The sequence below is a fragment of the Sorangium sp. So ce426 genome (assembly GCF_051475585.1).
In the GTDB taxonomy this organism is placed as follows: Bacteria; Myxococcota_A; Polyangia; order Polyangiales; family Polyangiaceae; genus Sorangium; species Sorangium cellulosum_B.
In genome coordinates, this window is the sequence record NZ_CP150341.1 from 10,466,997 (window position 1) to 10,484,068 (window position 17,072).

General features: G+C 71.7%; 13 protein-coding genes. 2 read left to right on the plus strand and 11 right to left on the minus strand.

Going from position 1 to position 17,072, the window contains the following annotated elements:
• Positions 1–76: 76 nt before the first annotated feature.
• The 6 genes from WMF44_RS39210 to WMF44_RS39235 form a co-directional block, all read right to left on the minus strand.
• Positions 77–1,312 carry a hypothetical protein gene (locus tag WMF44_RS39210; RefSeq protein WP_437295155.1) on the minus strand — a complete coding sequence of 412 codons (1,236 nt, stop codon included), beginning with the start codon at positions 1,310–1,312 and terminating at the stop codon, positions 77–79.
• Positions 1,313–2,218: 906 nt separating this feature from the next.
• A complete protein-coding gene (locus WMF44_RS39215; RefSeq protein ID WP_437295156.1) occupies positions 2,219–3,412 on the minus strand; it encodes a serine/threonine-protein kinase in 1,194 nt (397 codons plus the stop codon).
• A 294-nt stretch (positions 3,413–3,706) separates the two neighbouring features.
• Positions 3,707–5,455: an ABC transporter permease gene (locus WMF44_RS39220; protein ID WP_437295157.1), complete on the minus strand. Its 1,749-nt coding sequence runs from the start codon at positions 5,453–5,455 to the stop codon at positions 3,707–3,709.
• Positions 5,452–6,696, minus strand: coding sequence for an ABC transporter ATP-binding protein (locus tag WMF44_RS39225; RefSeq protein WP_437295158.1), 1,245 nt, complete (start codon positions 6,694–6,696; stop codon positions 5,452–5,454). Before WMF44_RS39225 ends, WMF44_RS39220 begins: the two co-directional genes overlap by 4 nt.
• On the minus strand, positions 6,693–8,831 hold the full coding sequence (locus WMF44_RS39230; protein WP_437295159.1) for a hypothetical protein: 2,139 nt from the start codon (positions 8,829–8,831) through the stop codon (positions 6,693–6,695). The genes WMF44_RS39225 and WMF44_RS39230 overlap by 4 nt, the downstream gene beginning before the upstream one ends.
• The gene (locus WMF44_RS39235; RefSeq protein ID WP_437295160.1) at positions 8,828–9,892 is read right to left on the minus strand and encodes an AAA family ATPase; all 1,065 of its coding nucleotides are present in this window, start codon (positions 9,890–9,892) and stop codon (positions 8,828–8,830) included. Before WMF44_RS39235 ends, WMF44_RS39230 begins: the two co-directional genes overlap by 4 nt.
• Positions 9,893–9,983: 91 nt before the next feature.
• Between WMF44_RS39235 and WMF44_RS39240 the strand changes: the two genes are divergently transcribed.
• A complete protein-coding gene (locus tag WMF44_RS39240; protein ID WP_437295161.1) occupies positions 9,984–10,517 on the plus strand; it encodes a hypothetical protein in 534 nt (177 codons plus the stop codon).
• 96 nt (positions 10,518–10,613) lie between these two features.
• On the opposite strand, the gene cysK is transcribed toward WMF44_RS39240, so the two are convergent.
• Positions 10,614–11,570, minus strand: coding sequence for a cysteine synthase A (gene cysK / locus WMF44_RS39245; RefSeq protein WP_437295162.1), 957 nt, complete (start codon positions 11,568–11,570; stop codon positions 10,614–10,616).
• A gap of 50 nt (positions 11,571–11,620) precedes the next feature.
• Positions 11,621–12,691, minus strand: a complete 1,071-nt coding sequence (locus WMF44_RS39250) for a sulfate/molybdate ABC transporter ATP-binding protein (protein ID WP_437295163.1) — start codon at positions 12,689–12,691, stop codon at positions 11,621–11,623.
• 708 nt (positions 12,692–13,399) lie between these two features.
• On the opposite strand from WMF44_RS39250, the gene WMF44_RS39255 reads away from it, so the two are divergent.
• Positions 13,400–14,359 carry an NAD-dependent epimerase/dehydratase family protein gene (locus WMF44_RS39255; RefSeq protein WP_437295164.1) on the plus strand — a complete coding sequence of 320 codons (960 nt, stop codon included), beginning with the start codon at positions 13,400–13,402 and terminating at the stop codon, positions 14,357–14,359.
• A gap of 16 nt (positions 14,360–14,375) precedes the next feature.
• Here WMF44_RS39255 and WMF44_RS39260 read toward each other — a convergent pair whose 3' ends face one another.
• The 3 genes from WMF44_RS39260 to WMF44_RS39270 form a co-directional block, all read right to left on the minus strand.
• Positions 14,376–15,194: a DUF434 domain-containing protein gene (locus WMF44_RS39260; RefSeq protein ID WP_437295165.1), complete on the minus strand. Its 819-nt coding sequence runs from the start codon at positions 15,192–15,194 to the stop codon at positions 14,376–14,378.
• Between the two features lie 540 nt (positions 15,195–15,734).
• Positions 15,735–15,986, minus strand: a complete 252-nt coding sequence (locus WMF44_RS39265) for a hypothetical protein (RefSeq protein WP_437295166.1) — start codon at positions 15,984–15,986, stop codon at positions 15,735–15,737.
• 245 nt (positions 15,987–16,231) lie between these two features.
• On the minus strand, positions 16,232–17,008 hold the full coding sequence (locus WMF44_RS39270) for a PP2C family protein-serine/threonine phosphatase (RefSeq protein ID WP_437295167.1): 777 nt from the start codon (positions 17,006–17,008) through the stop codon (positions 16,232–16,234).
• Positions 17,009–17,072: the final 64 nt, after the last annotated feature.

A 17,072-nucleotide genomic window follows, 5' to 3' on the forward strand; every position in this document is an offset into this window, starting at 1 on the left:
GAGCAGAGACAGGTATTTCAAGAATGGCTTTCGCATGATGGCTGGCGGGAGGAATGCAATCCGGAGAGGCGACGCCTCAGGGGAACGGACGCGGGGGAGCGGTCGTTCCCGGGGGCGTTGTAGGCGACGCAGAGGGCGCGGACGGCGGGACCGAGGGTGGGATCGGAGGGCTCACAGCCAAGTCGTAGAAGTCGTCCGCCGCCGTCGAAGGCTTGACGGGGCGCCTCACCTGCACGGCAGGGCGCGGTGATGACGGACGGGCGGCGACCGTGGCCGCGGAATGAGCGGGCGGCGAGCTCGGCTCCGCCGTGGGCGACGCCGTCGGAACCTCGGGCGCGGCGGGAACAGGTCGCTCTGCGGTGGGCGGCGGCTCGATCGCCACCGGGGGCGGATGTTCGGGCTGCGCGCTCGGGGTGGACGTCGCGAGACCAGCGGGATCGGGCGTGGGAGCGCGGCCGCCCTCGGCCAAGGCCGGATCCTGCTCGCTCGTCGGGTTGGCGGCGCGCCACAGCACCCAGAAGCCTGCGACCGTCGCGCTCCCCAGAAACACGAGCAACGCGAAGAGCGCCAGCGGGGCCCGCCGGCGGCGCGCCGCGAGCACCGCCGCGGCGGCCGCTGCGGTCACCGCGGTGTCGTCGGACCGCGCCGCGGTCGGCTGCAGCCCCGCTCGAGGCGCGCCAGCTGCTTGCGGGGGAGCGGCCGCTGCGATCGGCCGCTGCTTCCGGGACGACTGCCCGCGCGAGCCGGACGACTCGTCTTCGGGCGGCGGCCAGACGCCGCTGCCCACACCGACGCGGGCCGTGCGGACGCCACCGGGACGCGCGCCGCCCTGCCCATCGGGAGCCCCCGTCGGCGGACCCGGCAACCCCTGCACAGGGATCCTGCGCATCGTCGGCCGGTTCCGTTCGTCGACGCCCTTCAACAGCGACGGCGCGACCTGGATCTTCTGCTGATCCATCGCCTGGTGCTCTCGGTTCGGAGGCAGCGTGACCGGAGGAACATACACCTGCTTGTCGCTCGGCCCCGCCTCGCGATCCTGGCGGCGCCGCGGCCTGGGCTCGCCCCACTGCACCATCCGCTCGGCGGGCGGCGCTGCGGGGCCGGTGTTCCCTTCTTCAGGTCTGCGGCGCGGCTCCTGCGTAAGCGCTCGCTGTTGCGCGGGTGAGGGGTGCTCTTGCGATGCAAAATTCGGCGTGTCGTACCCGCGCGGCGGCTGCTGCGGCAGCGTCGGTTGCTGCGGCGCGGCGTCGCCCGCAGCGCCCTGAGCCGCCGGCTGCCCTGGCGAGCTCTTGTTCGCGTTCCTGTTGGTCATGCCTGCCCCTCTCGCCACGCGCAAAAGGCGCGCTGCTGCCCCACGTGAGCAGCAGCGCATCGAGCCCCCGGTACAAGACGCCGCGCTGTCATGGGCGCGCTCCCGAGGTGATCTGCCTCGACCGCTGCACCGCAGACGGCGTGGCGGGTGCCGCGGCAGCGCTCCGACGAGCCCGGGAGCGCCGGAGACCAGCGTCGAACGTGCGCTGGTCCGCGCATGGTACCTCGGAGCTCGCTCGGGGACAGGGCCACGGCATGGACCCGAAGATACTCCACCCGGCCGCCACCACCACGCACCCAAGCGTCACCACCCCCTCCGGAGCGATGCCAAGGTCGCTCCATGGCAGGGCGCGGGCATCGGGAGCCGCCGCGGTCACGTCCGTGACGGCGGCGGCTCCCGATGCCCGAAGGCGCCGGTGTCGCGGACCATGACGTCGCGCGAGGCGCGGCTCCGCGGGTCGCCGGCGTGCAAAGTTGACCCTGGCCATCTTCTTGCCTCCACACCGAACCACGCGCGTGTTGTACAATACTGCGCTGCCAAAATTCCCGTGTGCCACGACATCGATTTTTTGCACCCATCCAGCATCCAAGGTCCACGACGGTCCGCACCCAGGTTGAGCTGCCGAGCTGCCTTCTGGCCCGCACCCAGGTTGAGCTGCCTCGTGGCCCGCACCCAGGTTGACCTCCACCGCGCGCCTAGGTTGAGGTTGACCCCTCCGAGGTTGACCCCTCCGAGGTTGACCCCTCCGAGGTTGACCCCTCCGAGGTTGACCCTTCCGAGGTTGCCCCTTCCGACCCAGGTTGCCCTCTCAGCGCCGGCGCTCCCATTCCGCAGCCCGCATCGTAGCGGGTTCGTCACACCGGGTGACGTTCCTGGCATCCGCGGCGACGACGCCGTACCCGCCTGTCACCCCAGGAAGCTCACCAGCAGCGCCAAGGTGAAGCCGAAGAGCACCACGCTCACCACCAGCAATCCCATGGCCGCCCAGCTGGCCTGAGCGCGCGCGGGCCGTCGCGCGCGCCGCGGCCTGCTTCTGTGCGCCTCCGAGGCCCGCTGCAGCGCAGCCCCGGGGGCGGGCCGCGCTGCCATATACGCCGCCGTGAGGCCGAACGCCTTCACGGTCGCGCTCAACGTCGGTGGGAGCACCGGCGCCCGGACCGGCGGCAGCGTCAGCGGCGCCGTGCGCTGCCAGTACGCCCCGGACGGTATGACCGACCCACCATCCACCCCTCCCGAAAGCCCCGCGGCGATGCGCGACAGCTCCGCCGCGAACGCCACTGCGTCCGGAAAACGGAGCTCCGGGCTCTTCTCCAGCGCCCTCATGATCGCGCGGTCGAGCTCCGGCGGCACCGGTCGTGGCGCGTGGCTCGACGGCGGCGCGGGGACCTCGCTCGCATGGGCGCGCACGAGCTCGTGGACGCGCCTCATATGCTCGAACGGATCGCGACCGGCGACCAGCGTGTAGAGCACCACGCCGGCCGCATACACGTCGGTGCGCGCATCGACGGCGAGCCCGCAAGCCTGCTCGGGCGAGAGATAGCGCGGCGTACCGACGAGAACGCCCTCCTCCGTCTGATAGAGCGACGGCGCCGGCGCGCGCCCATCGCCGCGCGGAGCCACCACCTTGGCGATCCCGAAGTCGAGCACCTTCACCACGCGCCGACCCTGCGCATCCGCGTCGCACACGAAGAGGTTCTCGAGCTTCACGTCGCGGTGAACGATGCCCGCGCCGTGCGCCGCGGCGAGGCCCGCCAGCGTCTGCGTCACGAGATCGAGCGCCTCCATCGCGGGCAGCGCGCCGCGCGCCGCGAGCTCCTCGCGCATCGTCCGGCCGTAGAGCCGCTCCATGACGAGGAACGTCCTCCCCTCGGCGGTCCGCCCGAAATCGGTGACGGTCACCAGGTTCGGGTGGGCGAGCCGCGCCAGCGACTGCGCCTCGACGCGCATCCGCTCCACGAGCCGCGGCTCGCGGTTCAGGTCGCGGTGCAAGAGCTTCACCACCACTCGCTTGTCGAGGCCCACGTGCGCCGCCTCGATCACCTCGCCCATTCCCCCTCGCCCGAGCCGGCGCACGGGCCGGTACGGCGTTCCATCCAGCAAGGTATCGCTCAGCTCAGGCGCCGCGCATCGGCAGTCTTCGTGCGAAGGCAAGGCCATCCCCTGCGGGTCGAGGTGGTGCCGCCGTCGTCACACGACGCGAGGAATCGAGATCCCCTCTCGCTCCCGGACCTCGAGCGCGCGAGCGCTCTTCTCACACGCTCGCCACGGGACGCCCAAGATTTCGACAGATCTGCGCGCAGCGCATCCTGCTGCATTCCCCGGACGCGTTCCAAATTTCCACACAAAGAGACGCGCACGTACGATTTCGGAGCGCGCCGCGATCACGCCCCGTGATCAGGCGGCGGTGCCGGCGGCGCTCCCTGGCTCCGCGTGCTCGGGCGTGGCCGCGTGCGGCGGCGCTGCCTGCTCCGCCGCGAGCGCTGCCTCGTCTTCCCGGGCGAGGAGCGCGTCCGTCTCGGCGAAGGCTGCCTCGCGTTGCGCGACGACGGCAGCACAGCGCGCGCGGGCCGAGGAGAGCAGGCCGAGCCCGACGGCGACCCAGCCAGCTGCGGCCGTGTACCCGGCGGCGAGGACAGACCCCGCGTCACCCTGATCGGCCTTGGAGAGCATCACGAACGCATAGAACGGCGACGGGGCCGCGACGAGGAGAGCGCTCTCGCTCCTGTCGAGCTCCGCGACGAGGCCGGCGATGGCGGCGACGATCCATGGGCCGACCGCGATCGTGAAGAGCAGCGTCAGGAGCAGCGCCCGCGTGACCAGGGGCGAGGCGATCCGCGCGCGAAGGAACGCGCCGAGCCCGACGAGGAACACGTAGACGGCGAGCGCGTAGACGGCGACGTGCTGGACCTGCTGCGCCTGGATCTGCGGCGTCGGGACGGGCGCGCCGAGGCACAGCCGGTGCCCGACGACCCAGAGCGCGGCGATGGCAGGGACCCCCACCGCGAGGAGGAGGTACGCCGAGCGCATCACGCCGGGGCCGAAGAAGCGACGCAGCCGGCTGGCGCGGCTCCGAGCCCAGTGAACCTCGACGCGGCGCGAGGGACCGATCGGCTCTCCGGCAAAGAGGAACACGCAGAAGATCAGAAACGAGAGCGCCGCGCACACGCCCGCGACGATCGCGGGCAGGCGATCGGAGGCGTCCACCGAGAACGCAGGCACCGCGACGGCGGCGGTCGTCACGGGCGCGCAGACCGCGAACCACGTCTTCAGCCCGGAGGAGCGATCGTCGCTCTCGCTCGTGAGGTTTGCGACGGTCACCTGGTACAGGAACCACGCGGGCATGCCGACCGCCGCGATCGGAAGGAGGATCAGGAAGAGCACGTAATCGAGGCCGAGCGGCGCGCGCTGGTAGGCGATCGGGAGCCAGATGGGCGGCCCCTCGGGGACCTCCGGCCAGGCCAGGTGGGCCGCGTACGAGAGCCCCGAGCCGCCCGCCGAGAACAGGCCGATCGACAGCGGGAACGCGAGCAGCAGCGTGACGAGGATCGCCGCGCGCAGGCTCCCCATCTTCGAGCTGATCGCCAGGCCGAAGGCCACGCTGAGCAGCGCGATCAAGAAGAGGAACAGGAAGGCGATCACCACCTCCATCGCGGTGATCCCGCCGAACAGGAACGGCAGCGCCCCGACCGGCGCGAGCATCACCACGTACATCGAGATCGCCGTGTAAGCGGCGAGGAACTTGCCTCGCGCGATCTCGCCGGGCGGGATGCCCGTCAGGAGCACCGCCTCCCAGGTGCGCCCCTCGCGCTCCGAAGCGATGCTGTTCGCGGCGACCGCCGGCCCGACCAGCGCCACCACGAAGTACGCGAGCGAGAAGAAGACCTGGAACAGGATCACGCCCGTCTTCGCAGGCGCGATTTCCTTCGCCGCGATGCCGCCGATGGTCGCCACGAGCAGCGCCATCAGCACGGCCAGCACCAGCAGGATGATCGGCGTGCGGGCGAGGCGCGCCGCCTGCTTGAGCTCGCGGATCCAGATCGGGTTCGGCTCGCCCAGCATGCGCCCCACGCGATGCCGCGCCCGATCGACGAGCCGCTGCGACGCCGGACCGGCGGGCGGCAATGTGCCAGTCTGCACGCTCACTGCACCTCTCCTTGCGTGACCTCCAGGAAGATCCTCTCGAGCTCATTGCGCTCCGGCTCGACGCCGATCACGCCGACGCCGCTGCGCACGAGGTGCTGCACGATCTCGGCGATCTTCACGTCGGTGCCCACGTAACCGACGTGCACGGCTCCGGCGACGATGTCGACGTCGGTGATCCCCGGCCCGCCCCTGACCAGGAAGGCCGCCGCCTCGGGATCGCCGAGGACTCGCACCTTGACCTTGCGCCGGGAGATCTGCGAGAGCGCCGGATGGGCCGCCTGCCCCGCGCTCGCCGGCGCAGCGGCGTGCGGCGGGTGCTGGCCGTATCCGGGCGGCGGAGCGCCGGCCTGCGCGCGATCGACGGCGGCCGGATCCACCGGCGCGCCGTCGGGCGTGGCCGCCTCGAGTCCGTGCCGCGGCGGCGCGTGCCCGTGCGCCTGCGCCCCGTACGCGCCCGGCGCGGCGCCATGGCGCGGCGGCGCGTGCCCGTGCGCCTGCGCCGCGCGCACCGCCTCGAGGCGCGCGGCGATCTCCCCGATCGGCCCGGCGACGACGAGGCGGCCCTTCTCGAGGATGCCGATCGACGTGCACACGTCGGAGAGCTCCGTGAGGATGTGCGACGAGAGGAAGATCGTCTTCCCCAGGCTCCGGAGCTCGAGCAAGAGATCGCGGATCTCGATGCGCGCGCGCGGATCGAGATCGCTCGCCGGCTCGTCCAGGATAAGGACCTTCGGATCGTGCAGCAGGATCCTCCCGAGCTGGAGGCGCTGCTTCATCCCCTTCGACATCGTGGCGACGATCCGGTCCTGGATCTTGCCGAGATCGGTCAGCTCCAGGACGGCGTCGACCACGTCGAGCGACGGAACCCGGAAGGCGTCCGCGAAGAACTCGAGGTACTCGCGCACCGTGATCCTGTCGTAGACGCCGGCGTGATCCGGCATGTACCCGATGCTGCGGCGGACAGCCGCGGGGTCGATCGTCACGTCGACGCCGTCGATCTCGACCCGCCCCGCCATGGGCTCCAGCAAGGTCGCCATGACCCGGATCGTCGTCGTCTTGCCCGCGCCGTTCGGCCCGATGAAGCCGAAGATCTCGCCGGGGCCCACGTCGAAGGTGACGTCCTTCAGCACGTCGAGCGCGCCGAAGCGGTGCGAGAGGTGCCGGACGCGGATCGTCGGCCGAGGCCGCTCGATCTGCGCCGCGGCCGTGGAGCGCGGAGCGCCGCCGAGCGCCGCGCTCACGGCCGGCCTCCGTAGCCCACGACCCGCACGAGCACGCGATCGCTGTCGATCCGCAACCCGGAGTCGCTAGCGCGCCCCTCGCCGCCGTCGAGCTGGCCGAACAGCACGGGCACGCCGGCCGGGAACCAGTCGACCGATCCGCCGGCCGCCTCCTCAATGGCCAGCCACGCGGCGCCCAGCCCGGGCGCGTCGGGCTCGAGGAGCGGCGTCAGCAGCCTCCCGCCGAGGTCGTGGACGTCCATGCCGCCGACCCGCCGCCCGAAGCCCGCGTGCGAGAGCCAGCCCTGCCCCTCGCTCCGCGCCGCGAGATCGATCCCCGCGCGCGACGAGACCCTCTCCCCGTCGCCGATGCGGGCGAAGTAGCGGGCCGCGCCCTCCGGCAGCCACAGGACGCCGGCCCGGAGGTCGCGGCCGCTCCGGTTGCTCACGACGACGTCGCCGCTCGGATCGGCGACGATCGCGATGCCGTCGCCGAGCGACGCGGCCCCGTCCTCGCGCACGATCACCGTCTGCCAGGGGAGCGCCGCGACCTTCGTCAGCCGGGCCCCGTCGCGATCCACGAGCAACCGGTCACGCCGCTCCGAGAGCTCGGCGACCACCGCCGTGCTGATCACGCCGCTCGGGTCGGTCGTGCGGACCGTGAGCTCCTCCGCGCTGGCGACGAAGAAGCCCCGGAACCGGCGCACCGCCCCCTTCGTCATGCCGGCCCCCGCCTCGATCAGCGTGAGGTGGCGCGCCCGGCCGCGCACCCCCTTCGCGAGCAGGCCCACGCCGACGATCGCCGCGAACGTGACCGCAGAGAGCACCGGCAGGTGCCAGAGCGCGCGGAGCGGCCTCCCCTGCCGCGCGGCGCGCGAGAAATTGATCGGACCGGCGAGCACCGCGTAAATGCAGAGCAGCAGCGCGGAGACCCCGATCGCCCAGCGGGAGCTCTCGTTCGGATCGAGCTCCCGCCGCACCGGATCGAGGTCGACGCCCATCGCGTCCTCCCCCGGGCGGAAGGCGACCGTGGAGCGACGGTCGTAGGCTCGGCGAGCGAGATCGGCCACCCGGATCTTCACCCACGGGTCGCTGGCCGCGGGCGCGCGCGTGGGGTCGAACGCGAGCAGGTGCACCTCGCCGAGGCCGTAGAACGCCGAGCTGCCATACGCGCTCCCGCGCAGGTTGCCGCCCGACCAGCCAGAGAGCGACTCGGCCACCGCGGGGGTCGCGCTCGGCGCGGGCAGGAGCACGTTGCCCTGCTTGCCAAAGCCGCTGGAGCCGCCGGGCGGCGCGATCTCCGCGAGGGTGGGCGGCGCGACGGTCGCCCTCGCGACCTCACCGCCGACGAACGCCGCGAGCGTCGGGTGCCGCAGATCCTCGGGGCGGGCGACAGACAGCGCCAGCGTGCCGCCGGAGAGGACGAAGCCGGCGAGCGCCTCGAGCTCGGAGCCGCCCAGCCTGGACAGCGTGTCGGTGCGCATGAGCACGGCGTCCGCCGCGTTGTACAGGGCCGCTCGGTCGGGCAGCAGCGGGTCGCCGGTGGCGCTGTCGAAACGAGGCTGCCCGACCCAGAGGACAGGGCTCGGCGTCCCCCCGGGCGCGCGGCTGGTCGATATGTACAGCGGCGCGATCGGCGCGTCGTTGAGGCCCCCGCGGAGCAGCGACCTCTCGCTGACGTCGAAGAGCACCACCGCGTGTTGCGAGGTCGACGAGAGCCCCTGCGACGACACCTGCGCTCCGCCCTCATCGAGCGCCCGCACCTGCACGTCGCCGAAAGGCGACACGTGCACGGGCACGCGCACGTCGACCGACGCGCCAGCCCCGACGGCGTACGGCGCCGACGCGACGAAGACGCGGTCATCGGAGTAGCGCTTCGACTCGACCTCGACCTCGCCCCTGGCCGCCCGGCCGCCGTTGTTCTGGACGCGCACGACGACCTGGTTCCAGCCCCAGGGCATCCCGCCGCTCGTCCCGAGCACGGGCGCCACGTCGACGACGAGCGCCGTCGCGGTCGACGGGGACGGCGCCTGCCCGGACGCGGGCCCCGCCGAGAAGAGCGCCGCGAGCGACGCCGCCCCCGCGAGGCCCTTCGCGCCTCTCGCCAGCGACCCGCTCCGGATCGCCTGCCCCCGCGGCTCCTGCACGCGCCTCATCGCCGGATCGCCTGCGCCACGGGCTCGGGCCGCGCCTCGATCGCGGAGAGGAGCGCCGCGATCACCTGATCCGTCGTGATCCCCTCCGCCTCGCCCTCGAAGGACCGGATCATCCGGTGGCGGAGCACCGGCTTGGCGACCCGCTGCACGTCGGCGAAGGCGACGTGCGCCCTTCCCTGGAGCAGCGCCGCGGCCTTCGCGGCCAGCACCAGCGACTGCGCGCCGCGCACGCCGGCGCCGAACCGGAGCGACCTCCGCACGATCTCGGGCGCCCCCTCGGCGGCCGGATCGCTCGCCCGGGTGAGCCGCGACGCGTACCGCATGACGGGCTCGGCGGCCGCGATGTCGCGGCAGAGCGACCGCAGCGAGAGCACGTCGTCGCGGGTGAGCACCCGCGGCGGCGGCCCGCGATCGTGGCCCGTGGTCCGGGCGAGGATCTCGGTCATTTCATCCTCGGTCGGGCTCGGCACGAGCACCTTGAGCAGGAACCGATCGAGCTGCGCCTCCGGCAGCGGGTAGGTCCCTTCCATCTCGATCGGGTTCTCGGTGGCCAGCACGAAGAACGGCTCCTCCATCGCGTACCGCGTGCCCGCGATGGTGCACGCGTGCTCCTGCATGGCCTCGAGCAGCGCGCTCTGCGTCTTCGGCGTCGCCCGGTTGATCTCGTCGGCCAGGATCACCTGCCCGAAGATCGGCCCCTTGTGCAGCGAGAAGTGGCGCGAGCCGTCCGCCGCCGCGACGAGCACGTTCGTGCCGGTCACGTCGCTCGGCATGAGATCCGGGGTGAACTGGATGCGCGAGAACGCGAGATCCAGGCAGCCGGCGATGGTCCTGACGAGGAGCGTCTTGCCCAGCCCGGGCGCCCCCTCGAGGAGGACGTGCCCTCCCGCGAGGATCCCCCACAGCGTCTGCTCGATGACGTCGTCCTGCCCGACCACGGCCTGCCCGATCGCCTCTCGCAGCCGCGTGCTCGTCCGCTGGGCGAGCTCGAGCCTCGCCTCGAAGGACGCAGGGGCCGCGCCCTGCCCGCCGTCAATACCCGCGCCTGATTCCGCCGCCATCTGGTCGCCCTCGGCCGACGACGATAGCCGGCCGCGCCCCGCGCGTCGATCGGACCTCGCCACATGCTATGTCTTGCGAATGAGGATGCTTATGTTGACCTGTCGCCGTGGGCTCGCCTCGCTCTACCTCGCCGCGCGCAGCGGCGCGGCGCTCACCGTGGTGCTGTCGCTCGGCGCGAGCGCCTGCGCGTCGGTCGTCGGTGAGCATGAGGTGGAGACCAAGTTCCTCGTGAAGCCCACCTCGCAGTCGACCTTCTCCGGATGGAGCGAGCTGTCCGTCTCGGAGGACCCGAACTCCGTCGACAGGGCCGAGCTCATGTACATCCGGCTGGAAGCACGCGATGACAACGTGCCGGATCTCACCTTCCTCAAGAGCGTCTCCGCCTCGGCCGTCGTCGACGGCAAGTCGACCGTCGTCGCCAAGAAGGCGCCGATGCCCACCGGGGAGCGCATCGTCCCGCTCGATCGGGTCTATCACGACGACATCCGGCCCTTCTTCTACAAGGACGACAAGAGCGGCGATTACACGGTGCACGTCGACTGGGAGGGCAAGGTCGATCTGACGAAGACGATCCCGCCCGAAGGCGTGTGGATGAAGGTCCTCGTCGCCGTCCGCATCGAGTGATCGAGGCCGCGAGGACGGCGGCGCCGCAGGCGCCCAGGAAGACGGAGCGCTTCTGCAGGGAAGGCGACCCGACGTGCGGCGGCCTTCCCTGGCGGTTCAGCGGGGCACGGCCGCGCGAGCGCAGCCGACGAGCTCCTTGAAGAGCGGCGAGGTGACGTACCGCTCCCCGCCGTCGGGAAGGATCACGACGATCCTCTTTCCCTGCATCTCGTCGCGTGCCGCAATCGACAGCGCCGCCGCCATCGCCGCGCCGCCGGAGATGCCGACGAGGATGCCCTCGGTCTTGGCGAGCCGGCGCGCGGCGTCGAACGACTCGTCCTCGGACACGGGCACCACCTCGTCGATGAGCTCGCGCCGGAGGATCTTCGGGACGAAGCCCGCGCCGATGCCCTGGATGAGGTGCGCGCCCACGCGGCCGCCGCTCAGCACGGCCGCGTTTTTGGGCTCGACCGCGATCATCTTCACGCCCGGCTTCTTCTGCTTGAGCACCTCGCCCACGCCGGTGATCGTCCCGCCGGTCCCCACGCCGGCGATCACGACGTCGACCGTCCCGTCCGTGTCCTCCCAGATCTCGCGCGCGGTCGTCACGCGGTGCGCGGCGGGGTTCGCCGGGTTCTCGAACTGCTGGAGCATCACCGCGCCGGGCGTCTCTTCCACGATCTGGCGCGCCCGCGCGACGGCCTGCACCATGAGCGACCCGGGCGTCAGCAGCACCTCGACCCCGAAGGCCCGGAGCAGCGCGATCCGCTCGGGGCTCATCGACTCGGGCATCGTGAGGATCAGCCGGTAGCCCTTGGCCGCGGCGATCATCGCGAGCGCGAGGCCCGTGTTGCCGCTCGTCGGCTCGACGAGGACGCTCCCGGTCTTCAGCTTGCCCTGCCGCTCCGCGTCCTCGACCATCGCGAGGCCGATGCGATCCTTGACGCTGCCGCCGGGGTTCCGGCTCTCGACCTTGCCGATCAGCTCGGCGCGCAGCCCCTTGCCCGCAGAGCTCAGGCGGACGAGGGGGGTGCGCCCGATCGTCGCCGCGATGTCGTCGAAGATTGAAGCCACGTGCCGCCTCCCGTGATGGCCGTTGGCAGACGGGAGCGCCGGCCAGCGGGCTAGATGGAGTAATCTTGCACGAAGATCTTGGCGTCTCGGAGATTTACCAGCACCCTGTCCCCCTCGGACAGGCCGAGCTCGGCGACGCGATCCTTGGTCAGCTCGACGGAGAGCGGCTGGCCGTCGGAGAGGCGGAGCTCTGCCTTGACCATCCACCCGACCCGCGACAGCCGCTCGACGCGCGCGACGCTGGCGTCGTCGGCGGCAGGCGTCTTCGAGGAGTCGATCCGGGTGTGGACCTCGATGTCGTGCGGACGTACGAAGGCGTGCACACTCGCGCCGTCGCCGGTCCCGGGGGGAGCGTGCACCGCGAGGGTACCGAGCGCCGCCTGGCCGTCGCGCACCTCCCCCTTGAGCACGTTGATCGACCCGACGAAGCTCGCGACGAACTCGGTCGCCGGCCGGTCGTAGATCTCCTCCGGGGTGCCGATCTGCTCGACCCGCCCCTTGTGCAGCACGATGACCCGATCGGCGAGGTCCATCGCCTCTTCCTGGTCGTGGGTCACGAAGACGCTCGTGATCCCGCGCTCCTTGTGGAGCCTCCGGATCCACTCGCGCAGCTCGAGGCGGACCTTGGCGTCGAGCGCCCCGAACGGCTCGTCGAGCAGGAGCAGCGACGAGCCTGGCGCGAGCGCGCGCGCCAGCGCGACGCGCTGCCGCTGGCCGCCGGACAGCTCGTGCGGGAATCTGCCGCCGAGCCCGTCGAGCTGCACGAGGTTGAGGAGCTCGTCGACGGTGGTCGCGATCTCCTTCCGTGGCCGCTTCCGGATGCTGAGGCCGAAGCCGATGTTGTCGCGCACGCTCATGTGCCTGAACAGCGCGTAGTTCTGGAAGACGAAGCCGATGTTCCGGTCCTGAACGCGGGTGGTGGTCGCGTTCTTGCCGTTCAGGATGACCTCGCCGGAGTCGGGGCTCTCGAGCCCGGCGATGATGCGCAGGACGGTGCTCTTGCCACCTCCGCTCGGCCCGAGGAGCGCGACCAGCGCGCCGCTCTCGATCTCGAACGAGACGTCATCGACCACCTTGTTCGGACCGAACCGCTTCGTGAGCCGCTCGACAACAATTCCCATAAGCAACAGCTCGCCTTCCGACCCGTCTCGATCGCGCCTCGGACAGAAAAAGCGAGGGGCCCGAGCGCGCACCAGCGTCGCCCGCCGGGCGGGTAGGCGCAACCAGATTCAGAAATACACATCGGAAAGGTGGGCGTATTTGCAAGAACGGGTGGGGGCGTGCTGATGCGAGGAGGCTGACAGAAGGCAGGAAGCGCGGAGCTCATGCTCAGGCTGTCCCCCCTCAGGGGTCGGTCTGTCCTCAACCTCGGTCGGTCCGCGGTCCTCAACCTCGGTCGGCCCGCCGGTCCCCAACCTCGGTCGGTCCCCAGTCCGCTGTCCTCAACCTCGGTCGGTCCGCTGTCCTCAACCTCGGTCGGTCCGCTGTCCTCAACCTCGGTCGGCCCGCTGTCCTCAACCTCGGTCGGTCCGCTGTCCTCAACCTCGGTCGGTCCGCTGTCCTCAACCTCGGTCGGCCCGCTGTCCTCAACCTCGGTCGGTCCCCAGTCCGCTGTCCTCAACCTCGGTCGGTCCCCAGTCGGTTCCCGAGCCCCGGAGCGAGCTCAGCGGCGCGGCGGGCTTCGCGCGGCCGGCTGCTGCCCGACTCAACGGATGGCCCGAGGTGCTAGCATCGCCGCGCCGCGACGCGGCAGGCCCGGGGCCGGAGGCCGCGGCGCGGCTGGACGAGGACGCGAGGCCGCGACGCGGCAGGACCAGGATGGAAGGCGGATGCGTTGTCTGGTGACGGGGGTGGCCGGATTCATCGGCTCCCACCTGGCGGAGCGGTTGATCGAGCTCGGGCACGAGGTGCTCGGGGTAGACCGCTTCACCGACTACTACGCCCGCGAGCTCAAGGAGGGGAACCTGGCACGGCTGCGCGGCGAACCGCGCTTCTCTCTCTCGACGGCCGACCTCGCGACAGACGATCTCCGCCCGCTGCTCTCCGGCCGCGAGGTCGTCTTCCACCAGGCGGCGCAGGCGGGCGTGCGCCCGAGCTGGGGACAGAGCTTCGAGCTCTACCTCCGCGACAACGTGCTCGCGACGCAGCGGCTGCTGGAGGCAGCCAGGGCGCACGGCCAGGTGCGCAAGCTCGTCTATGCCTCGTCCTCCTCCGTGTACGGCGACCCCTTCGGCGACACGGGGGATATGCCCATGCGCGAATCCAGCCGAACCGCCCCTCACTCCCCCTACGGGGTGACGAAGCTCGCCGCCGAGCAGCTCTGCGAGCTGTACCGGCGCAATTTCGGCCTGCCCACGATCTCGCTCCGGTACTTCACGGTGTACGGCCCCAGGCAGCGCCCCGACATGGCGTTTCACCGGTTCATCGCCGCCGTGCTGAAGGGCGAGCCCGTCCGCGTCTACGGCGACGGCGAGCAAACGCGCGATTTCACGTACGTGAGCGACGCGGTGCAGGCCAACGTCGACGCCATGGAGGGCGGCGCGGTCGGCGTGTTCAACATCGGCGGCGGCTCGCGGGTGAGCCTCAACGACGCGCTCGGGCTGCTGGGGGAGCTCGCAGGACCCGTGCGCGTCGAGCGGGGAGAGCCGCAGCCCGGCGACGTCCGGCGCACCTGGGCGGACACCGCCGCCGCGCAGGCGGCGCTCCGGTACGTGCCCCGGGTGCCCCTGCGCGAGGGACTGGCGGCGCAGGTCGCCTGGCAAACGAGGCGGCTCGGGCTCTGCCGGTGACGGGTCCTCCGCGCCCTCACGCGCCGGCATCACCTCCGCGAGGGACGAGCTCGACCACGCGCGCCGCCGGCACGCGCGCGCCCACGATCTCGTCCGCGAGGTTGACCCAGCGCACGCAGCGATCGAGGACGACGCTGTCGGACGAGATCACGCCCGCCGCCCCCGCGAGGAGGCGGTCGGGATCGGGGACGAGCGTCGCCTCGATCGAGAGCGGCGCGCCCCCGAGCCGCTCCAGGATCCGCGCGCGCAGCCGCCCGGAGCTGGGGATGGCCGCGTCGAGGAGGAAGCGCGCGCGCGCCGCGCCGGCGCCGGACAGCGCGTCGCCGATCCGATCGAGGGCCGCGTCGGTCTCCGCGATCGGCGCGTAGCTGCCGCGCAGCCCCGCGAGATCGCGCAGCGCCCTCTCCGGCCCGCGCACGAGCAGCCCGCCCGCGAGCGCCACCTCCAGGGTGATGATCAGGTTGAAGCCGTCGATGTTCGCCTCCGCGCCCTGGAGCGACGACGACGGAGCGCAGCGCGCGAGGCGCGACGCCCGCTGCGCGTCCGAGCAAGCGGCCCGCTGCAGCGCGAGGCGCTGGCGTGTGGCCAGCTGGTGGTGATCGCCGGCGGTACGGATCGCGGTGCGCAGCGGATAGCCGCGGCCGAGGAGCCACGTCACCTCCTCGAAGGCCACGCGCAGCGTCCGGACGGCATCGGGGCCGAACAGCCGTGCATCGTCCGGGTGTCCGCCGCGCGGCGCGCCGCTGTGCTCGCCCGCCACGTCACCCGCCTCCGCGGCGCACCAGCACGCCGTCACGTTGTCCGGCCGCCACAGCCCATCGCCGGCAGCTGTCACGCCTCGATGGATAGATCGACCTGCTGAGGGGCTGCTTCGAGCAACCGTCGGATGAGCTCCGCGCTCGCCGCTCGACGCAGAAGGGGGTCAGCAGATCAGAGGCCCTTCCGCCCGAACCCAAGACAACCCACCTGGGAGTGGGTGATGCCGTGAGCGCGAAGCAGCCCGCCTCCTTGTCGCGGTGCCGCGCGACAGGTCGATCGCTACCCTGTTCACGGCAACCTTGTCTTCTCATTTCATCGCCTCCGCCTTGGGAATCACGGCCCGCCGTGGTCGGTATCTTCCGCCGATCGCATTCCTCTGAGCTCCCCGAATTTCTCACCCAGCTCCACCATTTCTCGTCTGCCCGCAGCGCACAGGCAGGCCGAGCACGCTCCGCTCCCGCCCGGCGTACTGGGCTCTTGCTCCCCTGGTTGCCAGCGCCATCCACGGAGCTCGCAGCAGCGCTGGCCCGTCGGAGCACACGAGGAAGACATCGCCCGACCGACAGCGCCGCCTCCACCCGCGGATCGAGGGCGCCCTTGCGGCGGCGCCCGTCGATCATTCGCGCTCGTCTTCGTGCAGCGGGAGTTTGGGCCACGTCCCGGAGGGCGGCGTGAGATCCTCCACCGGCTCCCCTCGAGCGGAGCGCTCTGCTCTGCAGTGCGGGCAACAGCGCTCCGGATCCCAGTCGACGTCCTCGAGATCCAGCTTCCGCAGCCACGCGAGCTCCCACATCAGCCTCGGGCTCACGTGAATCACGTTGCCCGAACGACGCGTGCCATTGCCGCTGAACCGCCGACGCTTGGTCACGAGCGCTCCTCTTGGTGGGACGAGGGCACCCATTCTGCCGCCGACAAACCCGCTCGCCAAGCGCGCTCTCGCCGAGATCCGAGAGGTCGCGCGGGCTTACGTTGGGCTGCGTAAAATTCTCATGAAATGACATGGTCGATCTCATTTTTCCCAGGGCTCGTCGGTCTCGACGTGCCAGCAAACTCCACTCGCTCGGGTCCAGCTGCGCCCGTGACGGGAGGCAGCAGCGCGTCATGCCGCGCACGTCACCCGCCTCTTAGGCGTGCCAGCACGCATGTCACGTTGTCCGGTCCGCCGTGCTCGTTGGCGATGTCGACCAGCAGGCTCGCCGCCAGGCTCAGGTCCCGGTGCCTCCCCAGCACCCCCTCGATCCGCGCCTCCGGCACCGGGCCCCACAGCCCATCCGAGCAGACGAGGAGCACGTCGCCCGGCTGGGTCGGCTCCACGCGCGACTCGATCTCCACGCTCTTGTCGCACCCGAGCGCCCGCGTCACCGCGTCCGCCCGTCCGCTCAGCGCCTCCAGCGCTGCGAGCGCGCCGTCGCCCTCGCTCAGCAGCTCCTCCAGCAGCGTGTGATCCCGCGTCAGCCGCTCCAGCTTGCCGCCGCGCATCCGGTACACCCGCGAGTCGCCCACGTGCGCGATGTACGCCATCCCCGCTCCGAGCAGCACGCCCGCGAACGTCGTCGCCATGCCGCGCACCTCCTCTTTCTTCTGGCGCGCCTCGTAAATCGCCCGGTTCGCGCGCCGCACGCTCATCACCAGCCGCACCTCGTCACGGTCGCGCGGACTCCCCGTGCCGTACGGCCACGTCTCCTCGAGATCCTCGTCCACCTCGAAGCAGCTCTTGACCACCTCGATGGCCATCCGGGACGCGACCTCGCCGGCCGCGTTGCCGCCAAGACCGTCGGCGACCATGAAGAGCCCCACGCACGGCAAGGCCGCGAAGCTGTCCTCGTTGTGGCTACGCCGCCGGCCCACGTCCGACTGCGCTGCTGCCTCGATGGCGAGCTGTGGAACCACCTTCGTCCTCCTCGCGCGCTCGTCTTCGGGACGAGCCGGGCCATGGCGCGCCGCAGGCAGCGGC

Coding starts and splice junctions, on each gene's coding strand:
- WMF44_RS39240 (WP_437295161.1), top strand. CDS start 9,984: ATGTTGACCTGTCGCCGTGGGCTCGCCTCGCTCTACCTCGCCGCGCGC.
- WMF44_RS39250 (WP_437295163.1), bottom strand. CDS start 12,691: ATGGGAATTGTTGTCGAGCGGCTCACGAAGCGGTTCGGTCCGAACAAG.
- WMF44_RS39255 (WP_437295164.1), top strand. CDS start 13,400: ATGCGTTGTCTGGTGACGGGGGTGGCCGGATTCATCGGCTCCCACCTG.
- WMF44_RS39210 (WP_437295155.1), bottom strand. CDS start 1,312: ATGACCAACAGGAACGCGAACAAGAGCTCGCCAGGGCAGCCGGCGGCT.
- WMF44_RS39235 (WP_437295160.1), bottom strand. CDS start 9,892: ATGGCGGCGGAATCAGGCGCGGGTATTGACGGCGGGCAGGGCGCGGCC.
- WMF44_RS39230 (WP_437295159.1), bottom strand. CDS start 8,831: ATGAGGCGCGTGCAGGAGCCGCGGGGGCAGGCGATCCGGAGCGGGTCG.